Raw genomic sequence first — 18,892 nt, 5'->3', positions numbered from 1 at the left:
CACACCCACCAACCCATGGCTCAAGAGACACTCGTAATTGGCGCTAACCCACCAGAGATAAAGCTACCACCTACCCAAGATGAACTCCTTTCTGATGACGGTATTCCCATGGAAACCCAGCGACACGGACTGCAAATGCAGTTATTAGTCAGACCTCTCTCCCAATGGTTAAAAACTCAAGGACGAGAAGCGTTTGTCGGGGGCAATATGTTCGTTTACTTTAGCCCCAATCAAGTGCGGAACGAGGATTATCGCGGACCTGATGTATTTGTCGTCTTGGACGTGCCTCGAAAAGAACGGAAAAGCTGGGTCGTCTGGGAAGAAGAAAAAGCTCCTGATGTGGTGATTGAGTTGCTTTCTGAAAGTACAGCCAAAAAAGATAAAGAAGAGAAAAAGCTTATCTATCAGAATCGTTTGCGGGTGACAGAATACTTTTGGTATGATCCCTTTAAGCTGGAAGATTTAGCGGGACATCGCTTAGAAGGGGGCGTTTATAAATCTTTAAACCCAGATGCTCAAGGAAGGTTCAGCAGCGAAATATTAGGGCTAGTGTTAGTGCGGTGGCAGGGAATTTATGGGGATGAACAGGAGCCGATTACTTGGCTGCGTTGGGCAACACCAGAGGGGCAATTGCTCCCCACCATAGAGGAGTTGGCAGAGCAGGAAAAGCAACGAGCCGAGCAGGAAAAGCAACGAGCCGAGCAGGAAAAACTACGGGCTGAGCGCTTGGCGGCGCAATTGCGATCGCTAGGAGTTGAAGTTGATGATAGTTTATTGTGATCCGTTATTGACCATAATGTCCATAGCTGGTGTAATATGCCCTGATGACCAATCTTCTAACAAATGACTTAAATCATATTCTTGCCCATACTAAAACCCTGTGGGAAGAATTGCGGGGACAACGAATATTTATTACCGGAGGTACAGGCTTTTTTGGCTGTTGGTTATTAGAAAGTTTTATCTGGGCTAATGATCAGCTAGACTTAAAAGCATCGGCGGTTGTTTTAACCAGAAATACTGATAGTTTCAGGCAAAAAGCTCCTCATTTAGCCAATCATCCCGCTATTCAATTCCATAGCGGTGATGTTAGGTCATTTCAGTTTCCTGAAGGGGAGTTTTCTTATATTATTCATGGTGCCACTGAAGCGAGTGCCAAACTAAATCAAGAAGATCCATTACTGATGTTTGCTACGATTATTGAGGGAACAAGGCATACTTTAGAATTTGCTAAAGTATGTCAGGCTAAAAAGTTCTTATTAACCAGTTCCGGTGCGGTTTATGGCAAACAACCCCCTGAGATAACCCATGTTTCCGAAGACTATTTAGGCTCTCCTGATTTAACTAATCCGGGTTATGCTTATGCCGAAGGAAAACGGGCAGCAGAAATGCTCTGCACCCTTTATGCTAAACAACATGGCTTAGAAACGAAAATTGCTCGTTGCTTTGCCTTTGTCGGTCCCTATTTGCCACTGGATACCCATTTTGCCATTGGTAATTTTATTTTAGATGGTCTAATGGGGGGGTCAATTCTCGTCAGGGGGGATGGTACTCCTTATCGTTCTTATCTCTACGCAGCAGATTTGGCGATTTGGCTGTGGACAATTTTGTTTAAGGGGAAATCATGCTACCCTTATAATGTCGGTTCAGATGAGGACTTAACTATCGCTGAATTAGCAAAAGTTGTTGCCAGTACATTTGCAACAAAAGTTGAGGTAGTTATAGCTAAAGAACCTATCCCCGGTAAACCTGCTGAACGTTACGTTCCTTCAGTAAAACGAGCGTTTTCTGAACTACAACTTAAGCCCTTGATTTCCTTAAGAGAATCAATTGTTAGAACTATTGATTATGTGTCAGCAACTTTATTATAAAGTTAAACAGAACTGAAAGATTGTCAATTGAAAAAGCTCGTAAATAATGATCGGACTAACTTTATCGATTAAAATTTAACATCGTGGAGACAACCAATATGATATCAACATCATCAATGCACTATGATTTATGCCCTATTTGTCAAGGTAGCCATTTCCGAAAACAATATAATGTCGATGGATTTGAAATTGACAAATGCAATGACTGTGAAGTTGTATTTGTGAGAAATATAATGACAGTTGAAACCCTTGCAAGTTACTATGAAACAGCAGCATCGGACGAATTCATTTATACTTCAGAAAACATATATTTCTTAAACCATTACTATAACAAGCTCAAGCGTGAAATATATAGAATAACCGGTAAAACATCTGGCAATATTCTTGATGTTGGTTGCTCTGGTGGGTATTTTCTCGATATCATGCAGGAATGGAATCGTTATGGAATCGAAATATCTGACAAAGAAGCTTCAATTGCTAAGTCGAAGTATGGAGATAATATTGTATCGGTGGTTATCGAAAACTATCCGGTTAGGGAATCGTTTTTCGACGTAATTACGCTTCAGGATGTCTTGGATCATTGTATTAATCCAACTGAAGTTATTGACAGCTGCTATAAAATGCTTAAACCTGGAGGTCTGATCATCATAAAGGTTCACGATATTTCCTGTCTCTATGCTCGGATAAGGGACTTGCGCTTTGATAATGTACCTTTTGGGCGAACGCAGTTCGCCCCTACATTGTGGACAAAATCCGTTACTGTAGGGGCGCAAAGCTTGCGCCCTCCGATCGATTGGGATATTATTCCCACGCAAGTCCCTAAGCGGTAAAACCTTTTATGCAATTCTGCCTCCTTTCCATTTATTCTACTTTAGCAAGAAACCACTGGCATTTATTTTAACCAGAAGTGGCTTTAGAAACTTTAAATTTAAGCACATTGGTCAGATTATACAACTAAAGACCGTGTTCTACAGATTATCTAGAGGTAATAAAAACTCTATTTTCTACAAAATTTACTTGCTCCTGTCCAGATTTTCCCTTGGTAATATTCCAATTCCAAAGAACCTCCATGATATTATTACCGTATTTGCAACTAAAGAGTAGTTAGGTTGGCTTATAGAGAATATTTGTAAACCAACATAAAGTTCACGGAAAGTTCACGGAGTCGCTTATCTAGCTAGTAGACCGATCCCTTACAGAAACACCATATAGGAATATGATCTAATACAAGGTATCAACTATAATGATGTCAACCAAATTAGCGAATCTAAGAGCGAAACCATAATGAGAGTTGCCGACTATATCGCCCAAACCCTTGTGGAACATGGCATCCATGATGTTTTTTTGCTTACTGGTGGTGGGGCGATGCACCTGAATGATGCTTTCGGGCGCTGTCCAGGACTATCCTACACCTGTTGCCACCACGAACAAGCTTGTGCTATGGCCGCTGAAAGCTACTATCGCTTGACAAACCGCCTCGCCGCTCTCAATGTAACCACAGGACCGGGGGGAACTAATGCCATTACCGGAGTCTATGGAGCTTGGACAGATTCTATTGGGATGATTGTTATTTCTGGACAGGTGAAATGGGAAACCGTAGTCAGAAGTACAGACTTACCCCTCAGACAATTGGGAGATCAGGAAATTGATATTGTTAAATTAGTGGAGCCGATTACTAAATATGCCGTAATGGTGACAGATCCTCAGTCAATTCGCTACCATCTTGAAAGAGCGTTACATCTGGCTCAGTCTGGCCGTCCCGGTCCTTGCTGGTTAGATATACCGATGAACGTGCAAGGAGCTAAGATTGATCCCACATCTCTACCGGGCTACGACCCTAAAGAAGATGCCATCAAATATACTACCACCAATCTAGCAGCCACCTGTGAACAAGTTATCAACCGACTGAAAACCGCCGAACGCCCGGTTATCTACGCCGGCTCGGGAATTCGTTTAGGGAGGGCTTATGAAGACTTCCTGCGCTTAGTGAATACTTGGAAAATCCCTGTAGTTACAGCTTGGAACGCTCACGATCTGATCTGGAACGATCATCCTTACTATATTGGTAGGCCAGGCACGGTCGGCGATCGCCCTGGCAATTTTGCCGTCCAAAATTCTGATTTCTTATTAGTTTTAGGTTGCCGGCTCAACATCCGCCAGGTGAGCTATAACTGGGAAAATTTTGCCCGGGAAGCCTATAAGATTATCGTGGATATTGACGAGTCAGAACTGAAAAAGCCAACACTCAAGCCGGATCTACCTATTCACGCCGATATAGCCGACTTCTTGGCGCATTTACTGCAACAGGAAGTTGAGCCAACACAACATCATCAACAGTGGCTAGACTGGTGTTTGATTCGTAAGGAAAAATATCCCACTGTCTTACCCGAGTATTGGCTAACACAAGGGGCAGTTAACCCTTATTGCTTTGCCCAAGCACTCTTTAAGGAACTCCCTGCGGATGAAATCGTGGTGACAGGTGATGGAACTGCCTGTGTGACGACATTTCAAGCGGCATTAATCAAAGAGGGACAGCGCCTCTATACTAACTCTGGTTGTGCCTCCATGGGATACGATCTACCCGCGGCGATTGGTGCTTGCATTGGTAGTGGTAAGCGGCGAGTGATTTGTATTGCCGGGGATGGCAGCATTCAATTAAACCTACAAGAATTACAAACCCTAGTGGGATATCAACTGCCGATCAAGATTTTTGTCCTCAATAATCAAGGATATCACTCGATTCGTCAAACTCAGCAGAATTTCTTTGCCGATAATATTGTCGGTTGTGGACCGGAAAGTGGCGTGACCTTTCCCAGTTTTGAAAAGTTAGCGGCGGCCTATGGAATTCCTTACCGACTTTGCCGAGAACATTCAACTATGCGGGAAGCTATTCAAGAAACCATTGAAGGAGAAGGTTCTCAAATCTGTGAGGTGTTTTTAGATCTCAATCAACCCTTTGCTCCTAAGTTGTCTTCTCGTCGCTTGGATGATGGGCGCATGGTATCTTCTCCCTTAGAAGATTTATCCCCCTTCCTAGATCGGGATGAGTTTATGAGTAATATGATTGTTGCACCGATAACCGAATAGGTTATACTCTTTTAAAGTTCAAACTTAAAACTGGCTAATCAAGGAGCAGGAAAACTATGAACTCGATGGAAAAACGAATGGTGGAACTTTTATTGGAGTTAAAGGAGAACTATAACGTTTGTGGAGTCAAAGCCGAATTTGAAGCGGAAGGCACTCGCATGGAAGAGGCAATGCGCCTCAAAGAGGTTAGTCTTACAGCCGGCTTGGGTTTAAACTTAAAAATTGGTGGCTGTGAGGCCATCAAGGATATGTTTGATGCTACTAGCTTAGGGGCTGAACGGGTAATTGCTCCCATGGTAGAAACGGCCTACGCCTTGAAAAAATACCTGAATGCGATCAACATTGGCTTTGGCAGTGATCACAAAGAAGATGTAGAATTTCTGATTAACTTAGAAACGATTACAGCTTTCAAAAACTTTGATGAAATGTTATCCTTGCCCGAAATCAAGTCTTTAAGTGGGGTGGTGATTGGGCGAGTTGACTTGTCTGGTTCTATGGGATTAACTCGTGAAGATATTAATAGCGATCAAGTCCTAGATATTGCCTTGAAAATTGCTGAAAAAGCGAAATCAGCGGGGTTAAAAGTGGTTGTAGGCGGTGGGGTTTCCGTTCATTCATTACCTTTCTTTAAAGCCTTTCCTGAAGGACATCTTGATCGCTTTGAAACCCGAAAGGTTGTCTTCCGTTGTCCGGAAGCCATCAATAACCCAGAGGAGGCTTTTTTGAAGGCGGTTGAATTTGAGCTTATGTGGCTGAAAAATAAAAAGAATTACTATGGGGCAATTCATCGGGAGGATGATGCTCGCTTAGAAATGATGGAAGAGCGCTATCGCAATTCAATTAATAAGTTAATCTATGGCAAATCTAACAAAGCATCATAAAGCCTTGATTACCGGGGGTTCTCGCGGACTTGGGGCTGCCATGGCCTCATTATTGGAAGACCAAGGCGTTGAAGTAATTGCCCCAACACGGGATGTCTTGGATCTTGCCCGCATGGAGTCCATTGCCGCTTATATCGCTTCCGAGCAGGGGACGGGGTTTGACATAATCATCAATAATGCTGGGATTAATCTTCTCAATGAACTTACCCATGTCAAAGATGAGGACTGGCAAATTATGCTTCAGGTGAATTTGACTGCCCCCATGGCCCTAATTAGAGGGTTCTCTCCCTATATGAAAGCCCAAAAGTGGGGAAGGATAGTCAATATAAGCTCTATCTTTAGTTTAGTCACCAGAGAAAACCGCTCTGCTTACTCGGCAACTAAAGCAGGGTTAAACGGTTTGACCCGGACTGCGGCAGTGGAATTGGCTCCCCATGGCATTCTCGTAAATGCGGTTTGTCCGGGATATGTGGAAACCGAGTTAACCTTTGTCAATAATTCTCCTGAACAGTTAGCGGCAATTACTGCTACCATCCCCTTACAACGTCTTGCCCAACCCCATGAAATTGCCAAGCTAGTTAGTTTTTTGTGTTCGGAAGAAAATACCTATCTCACTGGACAAACTCTAGTAATTGATGGCGGCTTCACCTGTAAATAAACCCTGATTTTAAGAGCCTTAAGTTATGCTAGAAATCCAAAGTCAATTTCACCCCTACTGTGTTGAAGTCAAGGAAGGCTTAAAAGATGCTTTAACACAAGCTGTTAAAGACAAGACCGTTTTTACTTTAGTTGATAGTAACGTTTTCCACCTGTACTCACAGCCAATAGAAGAAGTTTTGTCTGATCGCCCTATCTTAAAAATAGAGGCTACGGAGGAACAAAAATCTTTTGAACGACTCACCCCAATTTTTTTAAACCTCTTGGAATTAGGTTTTAGGAAAGACTGTACCTTGCTAGTAATTGGAGGTGGAGTTATTCAAGATATTGGCTGTTTTATAGCTTCCGTTTTATTTAGGGGGATTAAATGGATATTAATTCCTACTACCTTATTAGCTCAATGTGATAGTTGTATTGGCAGTAAAAGCTCCATCAATATCCAAAACTTCAAAAACCAAATCGGGACATTTTATCCTCCCCATGAGATTATTCTTGTTTTTTCTGTATTGAAGACCTTACCTTCTGATGAAATTCGCTCTGGGTTGGGGGAAATTATCAAGCTAAATTTACTGGCTGGTCAATCTGAAGTTAAACAAATGAAAATTAATCTTCAAAAACTATCCTCAGATTTTTTAGAGATTCAAAATCTAATTTTAGATGCTCTAAATATCAAGAAACGTTACATTGAGCGGGATGAGTTTGACAAGGGAGTTAGAAATATTTTAAACTATGGGCATACTTTTGGACACGCTTATGAATCGGCCACTAACTATAAAATTCCTCATGGAATTGCTGTAACTTTAGGGGTGCTTACGGCTACCTTCTTTTCCGAAAAACTGGCAATGGTAGATCAGGGATATTTCTATGATTTGCGAGAGTTTTTAAAACCTTATTATGAGCCTTATAACCAAGAGTTAACCACCGATATTTTAGAGCTTATTTTAGGAGCAATTAAACTGGACAAGAAAAATACTGGAAGATCAATTAACTGCATCCTAACACGAGGAGAAGGTCAAATGGAAAAAGTTTCGCTAGAGTTAGATAATCAAGTGCGGCCTCTACTCAATGAATTTTTGACAGTTATCTGTTAAAACTTGGCAACAATAATCTCATCAATAATTAATGACTTGGGGGGGGAATGAACTGAGAAAATGTATCTAATCAAAAAGCATAGATTAGTTAACCTGATTAAAAAGCATAAATTTGCCAGATTTTTGTTAGTTGGTGTACTGAATACCTTATTCGGTTATTTTTTATATGGTAGTCTTATACTGATAGAACTGGATTACAAGTTAGCCGCTCTGCTGGCTACCATTCTGGGAGTTTTATTTAACTTTCAGACCACAGGAAGACTCGTTTTTGGGTTGAGTTAATCCATGACAAATACCACAAATCATAAAGCACTGATTACAGGAGGTTCTCGCGGCATTGGAGCAGCTATAGCCTCAGCACTAGAGAGTCAGGGAATTCAGATTATCGCCCCGAAACGCTCAGAATTGGCTCTCTCCCAACCCGATTCAATTGATGCTTATATCGATATTTTTGAATCAAGCTAAATGTGTAAGAATTGGAGGACAAACAGTATGGTAATGGTTAGAATGCAAGTTTCCTTAGAGTCCTTAATAGAGGCAATTACTTCCCTTAATGTAGAAGGGAAGCGAAAACTTCTGGAAATTCTGGAAGATCAGATTTTTGAAGCAGAAGAAGATTCCATGGAAAACGATCCACAGGTGTTAGCTGAAGTAGAGGAAGCACGAAAAGCTTATCAGATAGGCGACTATCAAACTATTCAAGCATATATCACTAATCAATCTGAACAAGCTTCATGAATTACGAAGTCATCATCCCTAAACCTGTGCAGAAGCAGTTGAAAAGCTTTCCAGATGATGTGCAAACTCGCCTGAACGAAAAAATCCTTCTGCTGACTGACGAACCCCGTCCTTCGGGAGTTAAAAAGTTGAAAGGCTATGCCAATGAATATCGTCTTAGGGTAGGTGATTATCGAGTGCGTTATGAAATTGACGATCAAGGCTCAGTTGTCATCATTCTGAGTTGTAGACATCGAAAAGATGCTTACAAAGGATGACTCACTATGAGAATTTATTTTATGACAAATTTAACAAACCATAAAGCTCTAATTAGGGCTGGCTGAATAAATGTGAAATGTAGGCAAGGTAAGGGTTTTGTGGCTTTTCTCGTGAAACAGGTGCCAGATTTTGAGAGAATCGTGCTTCAAAACCTTGCGTCTTCATCGGCCCGCGTCCTGTAGGGGCGAAGCATTCGGATAGAAAATCTACGGTTTCACCGATAGGTTATTGCCCGAATGCTTCGCCCGTACTTTTTCAGCAAACCCTAATTACAGGAGCTTCTCGCAGAATTGGAGTGGCTATAGCTTCATTTCTAGAGAATCAAGGGACTGAGATTATCGCCCCATGCAATTAATCAAAGGGTTTTCTCCAGCCATGAAAACCGCAGGCTGGGGTAGAGTTTTTAACATCAGTTCTATTTTCGTCTATTCTGTCACCAAAGCCGGACTGAACGCCCTAACCCGCAGTGCTGCTCTAGAATTCGCCACCTATGGTATTCTAGTTAATGCAGTCTGTCCAGGTTATGTAGGCACGGAGCTAACTTTTGCTAACAACTCACCTGAGCAGTTGGCGGGAATTGCTGCTTTCCATTCCCCTCCAGTGCCTAGCCCAACCTGATGAAATCGCCAAATTAGTTGTTTTTCTGTGTTCGCAAGACAATACCTACCTCACCGGACAAAGTATAATTATTGATGGAGGATTTACCCATAAATAAAATCCAAACTATCATAACATATAAAAAATCGCAACTGTCTATTGGAGATAAATCGTAAAATGTATCTTCTTAAAAAGAATAAATTTGTCGCCATTGTCAAGAAACACAGATTTGTCCGTTTCTTGCTGGTTGGTGTAATAAATACCCTGTTTGGTTATTTTTCCTTTGCCACTCTTATTCTTATTGGACTGGATTACAAGTTAGCCGCTCTGCTGGCTACCATTCTGGGAGTTTTATTTAACTTTCAAACCACAGGAAGACTGGTTTTTGGTAGCAAAAACAACAAATTGATTTTTCGTTTTGTCTTAGTTTATGTGGTGACTTTCTTGTTGAATGTCGAGTTGCTGAGAATTGTTGATGCTATTGATATTGGCATCGAGCAAAAAACTAAAATGTTAATTGCTGGTGCTATCTTACTGTTGCCGATGGCCGTTATCTCTTTTGTTTTGATGAAACTATTTGTTTTTAGAGAAGGATCACAATGAAAAAAATTACTGTAATGACTCCCTGTTATAATGAGGAGGGAAATGTCGAGGATCTTTACCTACGAGTTAAAGAGGTTTTCAATCAGTTACCTAACTACGAGTATGAACATATTTTTATCGATAACGCTTCTCACGACAAAACTGTTGATATACTGAGAAATATTGCTCAAAAAGACCACGGGGTCAAGGTCATAGTCAATGCGAGAAATTTCGGTCCCGTTCGTTCTGGTTACTATGGTATTCTTCAGTGTTACGGAGACGCGGTTATTCCTATCGTAGCAGATCTGCAAGATCCTCCCGAATTAATCCTAGAATTTGTCAAGAAGTGGGAAGAAGGCTATAAAGTTGTTAAAGCGGTTAAAACTCCGATGAAAGAAGGAGCTTTTTTCTATTTTGCCAGACAAATTTTTTATTATTTAATGGATAATCTCTCGGATATAAAAGTGACTAGAAATTTTACAGGTTTCGGGTTATACGATCAGAAAGTCATCAATGTTCTACGAGAGATTAACGATCCCTATCCCTATTTTAGGGGACTCATTGAAGAGTTAGGTTTTGAAAGTTTCTCTTTTGAGTATCAACAACAACGACGAAAACGGGGTATTAGTAGTTACAACTTCTATCGATACTATAGCGAGGCGATGCTGGGAATTACCAGTCACTCGAATGTTCCTTTGAGGATGGCTACATTTTTGGGTTTTGCTTTATCTCTCTTGAGTTTGGTAGTGGCGTTAGGTTATTTAATCGCCAAATTGTTGTTCTGGAATTATTTCCCTTTAGGAACCGCACCAATCATGGTTGGACTATTTTTACTCGCTTCTGTGCAACTATTTTTTATCGGTATTATCGGTGAATACATTGGCTTAATGCACATGAGAATTTTAAAAAGACCTTTAGTTGTGGAACGTGAAAGAATCAACTTTTATTAATCTATACTGTCGAACCAATGCCCTGATTGATCAGGGAAAATTTTGACTTACGCTTATCTTTATTAAGTAGGGAGGCACAATTATTTGTAGGATGGGTTAGCGCACTTCGTAACCCATGCGGGCGTTTGGTTTCATGCTTCAACCCAACCTACGTTCATCTTATATTTAATTCCACCCACCTACTTAAATACAATAGAAAACCTATCTGGATTAGCTAATCTATATATAGCGTTTTTCAGTCTAATTAGATATAGTAAATCCATTGATAGATAGGCCAGCGTTTCAATCGGGACTCACTTCTGTGAAAACCGCTATAGTAAAATGTAGATTCTGTGTACTCCCCCACTTTTCTAGATCGATTTAGTCTGATTGACGATTCGATCGTAAAATAGCAACAGATCAAGAGAGTACAGGTCAAATATGCCGAAATTTGTTATTTGGGGTAGTTATTGTGAAAACGTGCTGGAAAGACGAGCACCCTATCGTCAAGCGCATCTAGAGGGATTAAATCAACAGAAAGAACGGGGAATTCTTATTACTATCGGACCAACGGCAGATTTAAGCCAAGTTTTCGCAATTTATCAGGCAGCCAGCGAGTCAGAAGTGCGGGAATTAATCGAAGCAGATCCGTACTGGCAAAATGGTATCTGGACAGAGTACCAAGTCAAGGAATGGATTCAAGCCATCTAAGCGATGCTCTCAGCTATATTTTTTTATAAGGGTATTGTCATAGAATTTTCAAACCACGAAACTAATCAAACTCATCTCCGGTCAAGTCTGAGGATATTTTCAAGGATAAACCGGAGTTATCCCTTATCGATTCAAGCTGACAGCTGATAGCTTGCCTACTTTTTGCTTATTGCCATGGTTTACATCAAAAAGGTCGAACTCTCACACTTCAAATCCTTCGGGGGAACAACTCCTATACCCTTTTTACCGGGGTTTACGGTGGTTTCTGGTCCAAATGGTTCGGGAAAGTCGAATATCCTCGACGCATTGTTATTTTGCTTGGGATTAGCTACTTCCAAGGGAATGCGGGCCGAAAGATTACCGGATTTAGTCAATCACAGCTATAACAGTCAACGTCATAGCGCCGAAGCGAGTGTTTCGGTGACTTTTGATATTGCCGATATTCCCGACGCAACCGATAGGGATTGGACGGTTTCCCGACGCTTAAAAGTGGCCAAGGGTGGCAGCTATACTTCTACCTACTATATCAATGGGGAAACCTGTACGGTTAGTGAACTTCACGACCAGTTAAACCGTTTACGCATCTATCCTGAAGGGTACAACGTGGTGTTACAGGGGGACGTAACCCGAATTATCAGCATGAATGCCAAGGAAAGACGGGAAATTATCGATGAATTGGCAGGAGTAGCTGAATTTGACCGCAAAATTGAGAAAACTAAGGAGAATATCGATTCGGTTAAAGAAAGGGAAGAACGCTGCCAAATTATTGCCACAGAATTGCAAAAATCTCTGGAAAAATTAGCACTAGATCGCATTAAAGCCGAAAAATACCAAAAACTCAAGGCCCAAGTCCAAGAAAAACAACAATGGGAAATTGTCCTCCATTGGCAAAATCTCCAGCAGCGCTGCCAGCAAGTAAAAGAACAAATTCAAGCTGGGGAAAAGGAAAAACAGGTTTTAACCGAGACTATCGCCAATTTATCCGAACAAATCGCCCAAAATAGTCAAGAATTAGAGAAACTCAATCAACAGGTCAAAGCTTTCGGGGAAGATGAACACCTGTCCCTGACTTCCCGATTAGCGAGTCAACAGGCCAAACGACAACAACAGCAACAACGACAAAAAGAGTTAGAAAACCTCGAAAAAGAATCTCAGACACAGAAAAACAGACTTTTAGAGGAAATTAATCGTTATAATTGCGAATTAAACCAGATTACTGCTGAAAAAAGCCGTTTAGAAACTGAAATTTTACCCAGTCTCCTGCTGGCAACCCAAACCGCAAGGGAAACCCTAGAAACTCATCGTCTGCAAGCAAGTAGTCTCGCAGAAGCGTCAGAAGCTTGGGTAAAAGAACAAAGTGACCTTTCCCGCAATATTACCCGTCTTCAGGAACAATTAAACCCCTACCGTAGCCAACGGGCCCAATTGACCGAAAGATGCGATCGATTGCAAACTAATATAGTAGAAGCTGGTCAACGTCTGCAAGAATTAGAGCAAGTTATTAGCACAAAAACGGAAGAAAGTCAAGAAATATTACAAAAAATTAATAATTCTGAACCCGATATCCAAAATTTAGCCCAAAAACTCACCCTTGCTGAACAAAATCGCGTTATCAGTCAGGACACCCAAAAACGTCTGCTCAAGGAACAACGGGACAAACAGAGGGAATTAGATAAACTGGAAGCGACTAAGCAAGCTCAACAGGAGGCCCAGGGAACCTATGCCACTCAAATATTATTACAGTCAGATTTGCCCGGAATCTGCGGATTAGTGGCACAATTAGGCGAAGTAGAGGAACGTTATCAAATTGCTCTTGAAATCGCAGCCGGAGGTCGTTTAGGTCATGTAGTCGTCCAAGATGATAGCGTTGCGGCTGCCGGAATTGCCTTGCTAAAACAGCGTCGCATCGGTCGCGCCACTTTTTTACCCCTGAATAAAATTCGTCCTCCCCGTCCCCAAGATCTTTCCTCTCTGCGTCACGCGCGGGGTTATCTGGATTTAGCGGTGAATTTGGTTAAGTTTCAACCCCAGTATCGGGAGGTTTTTAACTATATTTTTGGCAGTACGGTGGTTTTCGAGGATATAGATTCTGCCCGTTATTATATCAATCAATATCGCATTGTCACTTTGGATGGCGAGTTATTAGAGATGACTGGCGCTATGACCGGAGGCAGCCAACCGACGCGATCGGGGCTGCGTTTTGGTAAAATTTCTCCGAAAGAGTCTAGTGAAGCGGAATCTCTACGGGAAAGATTAGCAGAAATCGATCGCATTCTTACCCGCAACGAAGAAAAAATTACCCAGTTTAATAATCTTATCAGTCAGTTAACCCAACAGTTAACCGAAACCCGTCAGAGTCATCGGGAAAATCAATTATCTCTACAACAATTAAGCAAGGATTTACAACGTTTAACCACAGAAAAAGAGGATTTAATCCGTCAATTATCAGGACAGCAAGAGGAAATTACTATTTCTCGTCAACGGTTAGAAGTATTAACCAGAGAAATTCCTGAGTTAGAGTTATCTTTACAGCAAGAACAGGAGAAATTAACTGCTTTAGAGGCCAATCATACCCATAGCGAATGGCAACAGGTACAGGGAATAATTCGCGCTCAAGAATTGGAGTTACAAACCCAAGAAAATCACCTCGCAACAGTCCGCGAACAGTTAAAAGACCTACAAAATCAACAAATCAGACTAGAGGAAAAAAGTCAAGAGTCTGCGGATAGAATTACCGAGATTGAGAAAATAATCACCGATGCAGTTAATCAGAGCAATATCGGAAATCTGGAGATAGAAAAACTTGATCACAATATTTTAGAAATCAATCAAGCTTTACAGCAATTATCGCAACAACTAGGAGAAACCAAGCAAAAAAGAGACCAATTAGAGACAGTTTTGCGACAACAAAAAAACCAACAACAACAGGCTATCTGGCAATCAGAAAAGTTAGTCAACAATCAAGAGGAAAGACAAGCATTACGAACCACTTTACAGACAGAAATTAGTCAACTAGAAAGTGACTTACCCAATCCCCTACCAGAAATTCCCGAAAGCGATCGAGATTTCGAGAAAATTCAAAGCGATATTCGGCAGTTACAAAAGAAATTAGAAGCTTTAGAACCGGTGAATATGTTAGCTTTAGAAGAACACCAAAAAACTAAAGAGAGATTAGATGAACTATCAGAAAAACTGCAAACTCTAGAAGGAGAAAGAACCGAACTACTTTTACGGATAGAAAACTTTACCACTCTCAGATTTAATGCTTTTCAGGAAGCATTTACGGCCGTTAACGAAAACTTTAAAACCATATTTGCCACCCTGTCCGATGGTGATGGTTACTTACAACTAGAAGACGAAAATGACCCCTTTAATGGTGGCTTAAATCTGGTGGCACATCCGAAAGGAAAACCGGTACAGCGATTAAGTTCCATGTCCGGGGGTGAGAAATCTTTAACCGCTTTAAGCTTTATTTTTTCCCTACAAAGATATCGTCCTTCTCCCTTTTATGCCTTTGATGAAGTGGATATGTTTTTAGATGGGGCCAATGTAGAAAAATTGGCTAAAATGATCCAAAAACAAGCACAACAAGCGCAGTTTATTGTCGTTAGTTTGCGTCGGCCGATGATTGAAGCATCAGAAAGAACCATCGGTGTCACCCAAGCGCGGGGAACCCATACACAGGTACTAGGAATTAAAGTGTAGGAAAAAATTATCCTCCCATACCCTTGTCTAGTTTAGATCACTTCGGAAATTTAGATACTTAACAGCTTACATAACGTCAGTTCGGGATAAGAGTGGAAAGAAAAGGCGGGGGCTAGTAAGCTGAAAAATATATAACCGTATCAGCACCCCCAACCCATCTATGTCCAGTCTAGAAGCTCTTTTCCGTCCTGTCGATGACGGATGCCGTGTATTTGAACCTAAATTAGAACAGACAAGGCTTTGGCCCGATAATAAAGCTCGTAAACGTGGTAAAATCTTGACTTTAAGCGAAATTATGACCATCCTCATCGCTTTCCATCAAAACCACTACCGTAATTTTCAACATTTCTACCTCGACCATGTTTGTGTCCACTGGCGACAAGAGTTAGGGACTTGCGTGGGAATAATATCCCGGCTTTGAAAATCGCTCTGTAGAAGAATCAGACCAGCCCTATGGCACATGATCAAAGCGCAAGTCCCTTATTGGAAGGTGGCTCTCGAAGGCTCTCCCCCTACTTAGGGTCTGCTGAATAAATATAAAAACCTTGTTGGATAATACTTTTAGACTTTTTTCCCATCAAAAAGTGCCTTAGCTAGGGGTGATCGGGGGGAAAATTCAGGTACTTTTTCCCTGAAAATTAGGTAGTTGACCACCTGAAAATCGGTAAAACCCTACACCCCACACCCCACACCCCACACCCTGCCCCCAGGGAAAACTTTTTCAGCAGACCCTAATTAGAAGATTGCCTAATGAGCAAGCTATAGAATTTGCCTTGACTCCATTATTATTCCCTTCTCAAGAAACGCAAAAATAAATCGCCATATCGTCGGCATCTAAAGCAGCAATCGCACTTGGATTATCTGCCAATTCAGCGCAAAACTGGGCAATTTCTTCATCAGTAACTTTAGTTGATTCAATATCCATAGGTTGTTCTTGTTTACAGACAATACTAATTGTATAGTTTCTATTTTGCCATCTATCGATAGTTTTTCATAGAAAGTGTTAATCTGACTGGTTACTGATAACTGAAAAGGTTCTTAATTCCCTACCATTGTGGTAATTGCTGTCATTTAAACCACGACAAAGTTAACTAATTTGCCCGGGACAACAATCACTTTTTTGATTTCCTTACCCTCTAAATAACGTTGGGCGATTTCTGATTCCAGGGCGAGGGTTTCTAAGGTGCTTTTATCGGCACTAGCGGGAACTTGTATCGTACCTCTGGTTTTTCCCAAAATTTGGATGACAAGGGTAATCTCGTCCACAATCAGGGCAGTCGGATCAACTTTTGGCCAGGGTTGCAGGTGAATTGATTGGCTATGGCCTAAAGCTTGCCATAATTCTTCGCTAAGATGGGGAGCAAAGAGGGAAAGTAAGATTAATAGGGTTTCGATTCCTTCCCGATAAATGGGGGATTCAAAACACTTATTATCCCCTAAAGCGTTACTGAGTTTCATTAATTCGGAAATGGCGGTATTAAATTGATAATCTCCTTCTAAATCCTCGGAGATTTCTTTAATAGCGGTGTGAATTGCCCGTCTTAAATCCTTGTCAGTTTTCGAGAAAGTTTCTATTTTTTTGACTTGCTTGGGTTTATTTTCAATGTATTCGCTGACTAAACGCCACACCCGATTAAGAAAGCGAAATTGTCCTTCTACCCCGGCATCTTCCCACTGTAAATCTTTTTCTGGGGGTGCGGTAAAAAGTATAAACATTCGGGCAGTATCGGACCCATATTTTTCCAGTACTTTCAGAGGATCAACGCCGTTATATTTCGACTTGGACATTTTTTCAAAGAAGAAAGAAAGAACTTCTCCCGTGTCTTTATCGTAATATTTGTCCTCTTTATAGATAACATTTTCTGCGGGGACATATTTGCCAGTTTCGGGATTTTTGTAGGTTAATCCCTGTACCATTCCCTGGGTTAATAGACGGTTAAAAGGTTCATCGACATTAACTAAACCTCGGTCTCTTAAAACTTTGGTAAAGAAACGAGAATAGAGTAAATGTAGGATAGCGTGTTCGATTCCTCCGACGTATTGATCCACGGGCATCCAATCATTAACCTTCTCGAATTGAAAGGGTATGTTTTCATTTTTAGCATCGGTATAACGGAGGAAATACCAACTAGAATCAATAAAAGTATCCATGGTGTCTGTTTCCCGTTTTGCGGGAGTTCCACAACTAGGACAATCCACATTTACCCAGTCTTCCAACTTAGCTAAAGGGGAAGCACCTCGACCGCTAAATTCGACATTTTCTGGTAAAGTAACGGGTAAATTTTCCACTGGTACTGGCACAGTTCCACAGTGAGGACAGTGGATAACTGGAATCGGACAACCCCAATATCTTTGACGGGAAATTAACCAATCCCGGAGGCGATATTGTATTCTAGCTTTGCCGTAACCTTGGGCAGTGGCATAATCAATAATAGCGGTTTTTCCTGCTGTAGAATGCAGACCATTAAATTGAGCGGAATTAATCATAATTCCCGCTTCTGTATAGGCTTCTTTTAACTCAATTTCGCCACTTTCTGGAGTAATAACCATCTTAATTGGCAGGTTATTTTCCCGAGCAAATTTAAAATCGCGACTGTCGTGAGCCGGGACTCCCATCACTGCCCCCGTCCCGTATTCGTAGAGGACATAATCAGCAATTAAAATCGGAATTTCTGCCCCAGTAAAAGGATTAATTGCCATTCCTCCAGTTTTAATACCGCGTTTGGGTTTATCTTCGGCAGTTCTTTCTAATTCGCTTTCGCTGGCTATCTCTTGAATAAAAGTTTCTACGGCCGATTTTTGTGCGGGAGTGGTAACTTGTAAAGTTAAGGGATGTTCGGGAGCAAGTACCACATAAGTCACTCCATAAACCGTATCGGGACGAGTGGTAAAAACGGCAATTTTTTCTTTGGAATTAACAAGAGGAAATTCTAAATAAGCACCTACCGATTTACCAATCCAGTTGGACTGCATGGTTTTAACCCGTTCTGGCCAACCAGTAAGTTTATCTAAATCAGTGAGTAATTGTTCGGCATAATCGGTGATTTTTAGAAACCATTGCCGGAGTAATTTTCTTTCTACTTTAGCACCCGATCGCCAAGATTTTCCTTCACTATCTACCTGTTCATTGGCCAAGACAGTTTGATCGATAGGATCCCAATTCACTGCCGCTTCTTTTTGGTAGGCTAATCCCGATTCAAAAAACTGTAAAAATAGCCATTGGGTCCAACGATAATATTCCGGGGAACAGGTGGCCACTTCTCTTTCCCAATCGATAGATAATCCTAACTGTTGTAATTGCCGTTTCATCTGGGCAATATTTTGCTCGGTCCATTTTGCCGGAGGAACTCCCCTTTCAATGGCGGCATTTTCTGCGGGTAATCCGAAAGCATCCCACCCCATGGGATGCAGGACGCGATAACCCTGCATTCTTTTCAGACGGGCAATCACATCGGTGATAGTATAGTTGCGAACGTGACCCATGTGCAGGTTGCCCGATGGATAGGGGAACATGGAGAGGGCGTAAAATTTCGGTTTATCGGCGTTTTCTGGGGTTTTGTCTAATCCCATTTGCTGCCAAATCTTCTGCCATTTCTGTTCGATTTCTGCGGGGTTGTACTGCACTGAGGTCTTTTCTCCTGAGTTGTATCTATCCCTCCCATTTTACAGCAGCCGGCTGGGGGCGATTGCCAGTCTTGGGGTTATCTACCCTAGCAAAAACCCTCTGGGTTTTAGTGGTTAATTTTCACGGGGAATATTAAACCTCTTGCATAATTAACTTTTGAGGG

At 41.4% G+C, this 18,892-nt stretch carries 19 protein-coding genes and 1 pseudogene; 18 read left to right on the top strand and 2 right to left on the bottom strand.

The features are described from left to right. The first annotated feature begins 15 nt into the window (after window positions 1-15). The 18 genes and pseudogenes from GQR42_RS19015 to GQR42_RS18935 form a co-directional block, all read left to right on the top strand. Complete coding sequence (locus GQR42_RS19015; protein ID WP_158201158.1) at window positions 16-780, top strand: Uma2 family endonuclease; 765 nt, start codon at window positions 16-18, stop codon at window positions 778-780. 44 nt (window positions 781-824) lie between these two features. After that, window positions 825-1,868, top strand: a complete 1,044-nt coding sequence (locus tag GQR42_RS19010; protein WP_158201157.1) for an NAD-dependent epimerase/dehydratase family protein — start codon at window positions 825-827, stop codon at window positions 1,866-1,868. A gap of 233 nt (window positions 1,869-2,101) precedes the next feature. Next, window positions 2,102-2,698, top strand: a complete 597-nt coding sequence (locus tag GQR42_RS19005) for a class I SAM-dependent methyltransferase (protein WP_199273213.1) — start codon at window positions 2,102-2,104, stop codon at window positions 2,696-2,698. A 454-nt stretch (window positions 2,699-3,152) separates the two neighbouring features. Continuing rightward, window positions 3,153-4,955 carry a thiamine pyrophosphate-binding protein gene (locus GQR42_RS19000; protein WP_158201156.1) on the top strand — a complete coding sequence of 601 codons (1,803 nt, stop codon included), beginning with the start codon at window positions 3,153-3,155 and terminating at the stop codon, window positions 4,953-4,955. A gap of 56 nt (window positions 4,956-5,011) precedes the next feature. Then, on the top strand, window positions 5,012-5,836 hold the full coding sequence (locus tag GQR42_RS18995; RefSeq protein ID WP_158201155.1) for an aldolase/citrate lyase family protein: 825 nt from the start codon (window positions 5,012-5,014) through the stop codon (window positions 5,834-5,836). Next, complete coding sequence (locus GQR42_RS18990; protein WP_158201154.1) at window positions 5,811-6,494, top strand: SDR family NAD(P)-dependent oxidoreductase; 684 nt, start codon at window positions 5,811-5,813, stop codon at window positions 6,492-6,494. Before GQR42_RS18995 ends, GQR42_RS18990 begins: the two co-directional genes overlap by 26 nt. Before the next feature lie 25 nt (window positions 6,495-6,519). Continuing rightward, complete coding sequence (locus GQR42_RS18985; protein WP_158201153.1) at window positions 6,520-7,584, top strand: AroB-related putative sugar phosphate phospholyase (cyclizing); 1,065 nt, start codon at window positions 6,520-6,522, stop codon at window positions 7,582-7,584. 60 nt (window positions 7,585-7,644) lie between these two features. Then, window positions 7,645-7,866 (top strand): GtrA family protein, encoded by a 222-nt coding sequence (locus GQR42_RS18980; protein ID WP_233271072.1) that lies wholly within the window; start codon window positions 7,645-7,647, stop codon window positions 7,864-7,866. Between the two features lie 3 nt (window positions 7,867-7,869). After that, window positions 7,870-8,049 carry an SDR family NAD(P)-dependent oxidoreductase gene (locus GQR42_RS18975; protein ID WP_158201152.1) on the top strand — a complete coding sequence of 60 codons (180 nt, stop codon included), beginning with the start codon at window positions 7,870-7,872 and terminating at the stop codon, window positions 8,047-8,049. A gap of 27 nt (window positions 8,050-8,076) precedes the next feature. Next, on the top strand, window positions 8,077-8,322 hold the full coding sequence (locus tag GQR42_RS18970) for a hypothetical protein (RefSeq protein ID WP_158201151.1): 246 nt from the start codon (window positions 8,077-8,079) through the stop codon (window positions 8,320-8,322). Then, a complete protein-coding gene (locus GQR42_RS18965) occupies window positions 8,319-8,579 on the top strand; it encodes a type II toxin-antitoxin system RelE family toxin (RefSeq protein ID WP_158201150.1) in 261 nt (86 codons plus the stop codon). The genes GQR42_RS18970 and GQR42_RS18965 overlap by 4 nt, the downstream gene beginning before the upstream one ends. Window positions 8,580-8,925: 346 nt before the next feature. Then, on the top strand, window positions 8,926-9,198 hold the full coding sequence (locus GQR42_RS29595) for an SDR family NAD(P)-dependent oxidoreductase (RefSeq protein ID WP_257792589.1): 273 nt from the start codon (window positions 8,926-8,928) through the stop codon (window positions 9,196-9,198). Continuing rightward, a complete protein-coding gene (locus tag GQR42_RS29590) occupies window positions 9,125-9,295 on the top strand; it encodes an SDR family oxidoreductase (RefSeq protein ID WP_371730896.1) in 171 nt (56 codons plus the stop codon). Before GQR42_RS29595 ends, GQR42_RS29590 begins: the two co-directional genes overlap by 74 nt. Window positions 9,296-9,354: 59 nt before the next feature. Continuing rightward, on the top strand, window positions 9,355-9,780 hold the full coding sequence (locus GQR42_RS18955; protein ID WP_158201149.1) for a GtrA family protein: 426 nt from the start codon (window positions 9,355-9,357) through the stop codon (window positions 9,778-9,780). Then, window positions 9,777-10,709 (top strand): glycosyltransferase family 2 protein, encoded by a 933-nt coding sequence (locus tag GQR42_RS18950; protein ID WP_158201148.1) that lies wholly within the window; start codon window positions 9,777-9,779, stop codon window positions 10,707-10,709. The genes GQR42_RS18955 and GQR42_RS18950 overlap by 4 nt, the downstream gene beginning before the upstream one ends. Before the next feature lie 420 nt (window positions 10,710-11,129). After that, a complete protein-coding gene (locus tag GQR42_RS18945) occupies window positions 11,130-11,399 on the top strand; it encodes a YciI family protein (protein WP_158201147.1) in 270 nt (89 codons plus the stop codon). 174 nt (window positions 11,400-11,573) lie between these two features. Then, the gene (smc, locus tag GQR42_RS18940) at window positions 11,574-15,104 is read left to right on the top strand and encodes a chromosome segregation protein SMC (protein WP_158201146.1); all 3,531 of its coding nucleotides are present in this window, start codon (window positions 11,574-11,576) and stop codon (window positions 15,102-15,104) included. A 160-nt stretch (window positions 15,105-15,264) separates the two neighbouring features. Continuing rightward, window positions 15,265-15,489: pseudogene (locus tag GQR42_RS18935) on the top strand (IS982 family transposase); the annotation flags it as partial. A gap of 411 nt (window positions 15,490-15,900) precedes the next feature. On the opposite strand, the gene GQR42_RS29585 reads toward GQR42_RS18935, so the two are convergent. Both GQR42_RS29585 and leuS read right to left on the bottom strand, forming a co-directional pair. After that, on the bottom strand, window positions 15,901-16,029 hold the full coding sequence (locus tag GQR42_RS29585) for a hypothetical protein (RefSeq protein ID WP_257792663.1): 129 nt from the start codon (window positions 16,027-16,029) through the stop codon (window positions 15,901-15,903). A gap of 146 nt (window positions 16,030-16,175) precedes the next feature. After that, complete coding sequence (leuS, locus tag GQR42_RS18930) at window positions 16,176-18,728, bottom strand: leucine--tRNA ligase (protein WP_158201145.1); 2,553 nt, start codon at window positions 18,726-18,728, stop codon at window positions 16,176-16,178. Window positions 18,729-18,892: the final 164 nt, after the last annotated feature.

The sequence above is a fragment of the Microcystis aeruginosa FD4 genome (assembly GCF_009792235.1).
GTDB classification, from domain to species: Bacteria; Cyanobacteriota; Cyanobacteriia; order Cyanobacteriales; family Microcystaceae; genus Microcystis; species Microcystis viridis.
This window is presented reverse-complemented; position numbering and strand designations above follow the sequence as displayed.

What these genes read in the sequence shown, in the direction of transcription:
- GQR42_RS19015 (WP_158201158.1), top strand. Translation starts at nt 16, where the DNA reads ATGGCTCAAGAGACACTCGTAATTGGCGCTAACCCACCAGAGATAAAG.
- GQR42_RS19010 (WP_158201157.1), top strand. Translation starts at nt 825, where the DNA reads ATGACCAATCTTCTAACAAATGACTTAAATCATATTCTTGCCCATACT.
- GQR42_RS19005 (WP_199273213.1), top strand. Translation starts at nt 2,102, where the DNA reads ATGACAGTTGAAACCCTTGCAAGTTACTATGAAACAGCAGCATCGGAC.
- GQR42_RS19000 (WP_158201156.1), top strand. Translation starts at nt 3,153, where the DNA reads ATGAGAGTTGCCGACTATATCGCCCAAACCCTTGTGGAACATGGCATC.
- GQR42_RS18995 (WP_158201155.1), top strand. Translation starts at nt 5,012, where the DNA reads ATGAACTCGATGGAAAAACGAATGGTGGAACTTTTATTGGAGTTAAAG.
- GQR42_RS18990 (WP_158201154.1), top strand. Translation starts at nt 5,811, where the DNA reads ATGGCAAATCTAACAAAGCATCATAAAGCCTTGATTACCGGGGGTTCT.
- GQR42_RS18985 (WP_158201153.1), top strand. Translation starts at nt 6,520, where the DNA reads ATGCTAGAAATCCAAAGTCAATTTCACCCCTACTGTGTTGAAGTCAAG.
- GQR42_RS18980 (WP_233271072.1), top strand. Translation starts at nt 7,645, where the DNA reads ATGTATCTAATCAAAAAGCATAGATTAGTTAACCTGATTAAAAAGCAT.
- GQR42_RS18975 (WP_158201152.1), top strand. Translation starts at nt 7,870, where the DNA reads ATGACAAATACCACAAATCATAAAGCACTGATTACAGGAGGTTCTCGC.
- GQR42_RS18970 (WP_158201151.1), top strand. Translation starts at nt 8,077, where the DNA reads ATGGTAATGGTTAGAATGCAAGTTTCCTTAGAGTCCTTAATAGAGGCA.
- GQR42_RS18965 (WP_158201150.1), top strand. Translation starts at nt 8,319, where the DNA reads ATGAATTACGAAGTCATCATCCCTAAACCTGTGCAGAAGCAGTTGAAA.
- GQR42_RS29595 (WP_257792589.1), top strand. Translation starts at nt 8,926, where the DNA reads ATGCAATTAATCAAAGGGTTTTCTCCAGCCATGAAAACCGCAGGCTGG.
- GQR42_RS18955 (WP_158201149.1), top strand. Translation starts at nt 9,355, where the DNA reads ATGTATCTTCTTAAAAAGAATAAATTTGTCGCCATTGTCAAGAAACAC.
- GQR42_RS18950 (WP_158201148.1), top strand. Translation starts at nt 9,777, where the DNA reads ATGAAAAAAATTACTGTAATGACTCCCTGTTATAATGAGGAGGGAAAT.
- GQR42_RS18945 (WP_158201147.1), top strand. Translation starts at nt 11,130, where the DNA reads ATGCCGAAATTTGTTATTTGGGGTAGTTATTGTGAAAACGTGCTGGAA.
- smc (WP_158201146.1), top strand. Translation starts at nt 11,574, where the DNA reads ATGGTTTACATCAAAAAGGTCGAACTCTCACACTTCAAATCCTTCGGG.
- GQR42_RS29585 (WP_257792663.1), bottom strand. Translation starts at nt 16,029, where the DNA reads ATGGATATTGAATCAACTAAAGTTACTGATGAAGAAATTGCCCAGTTT.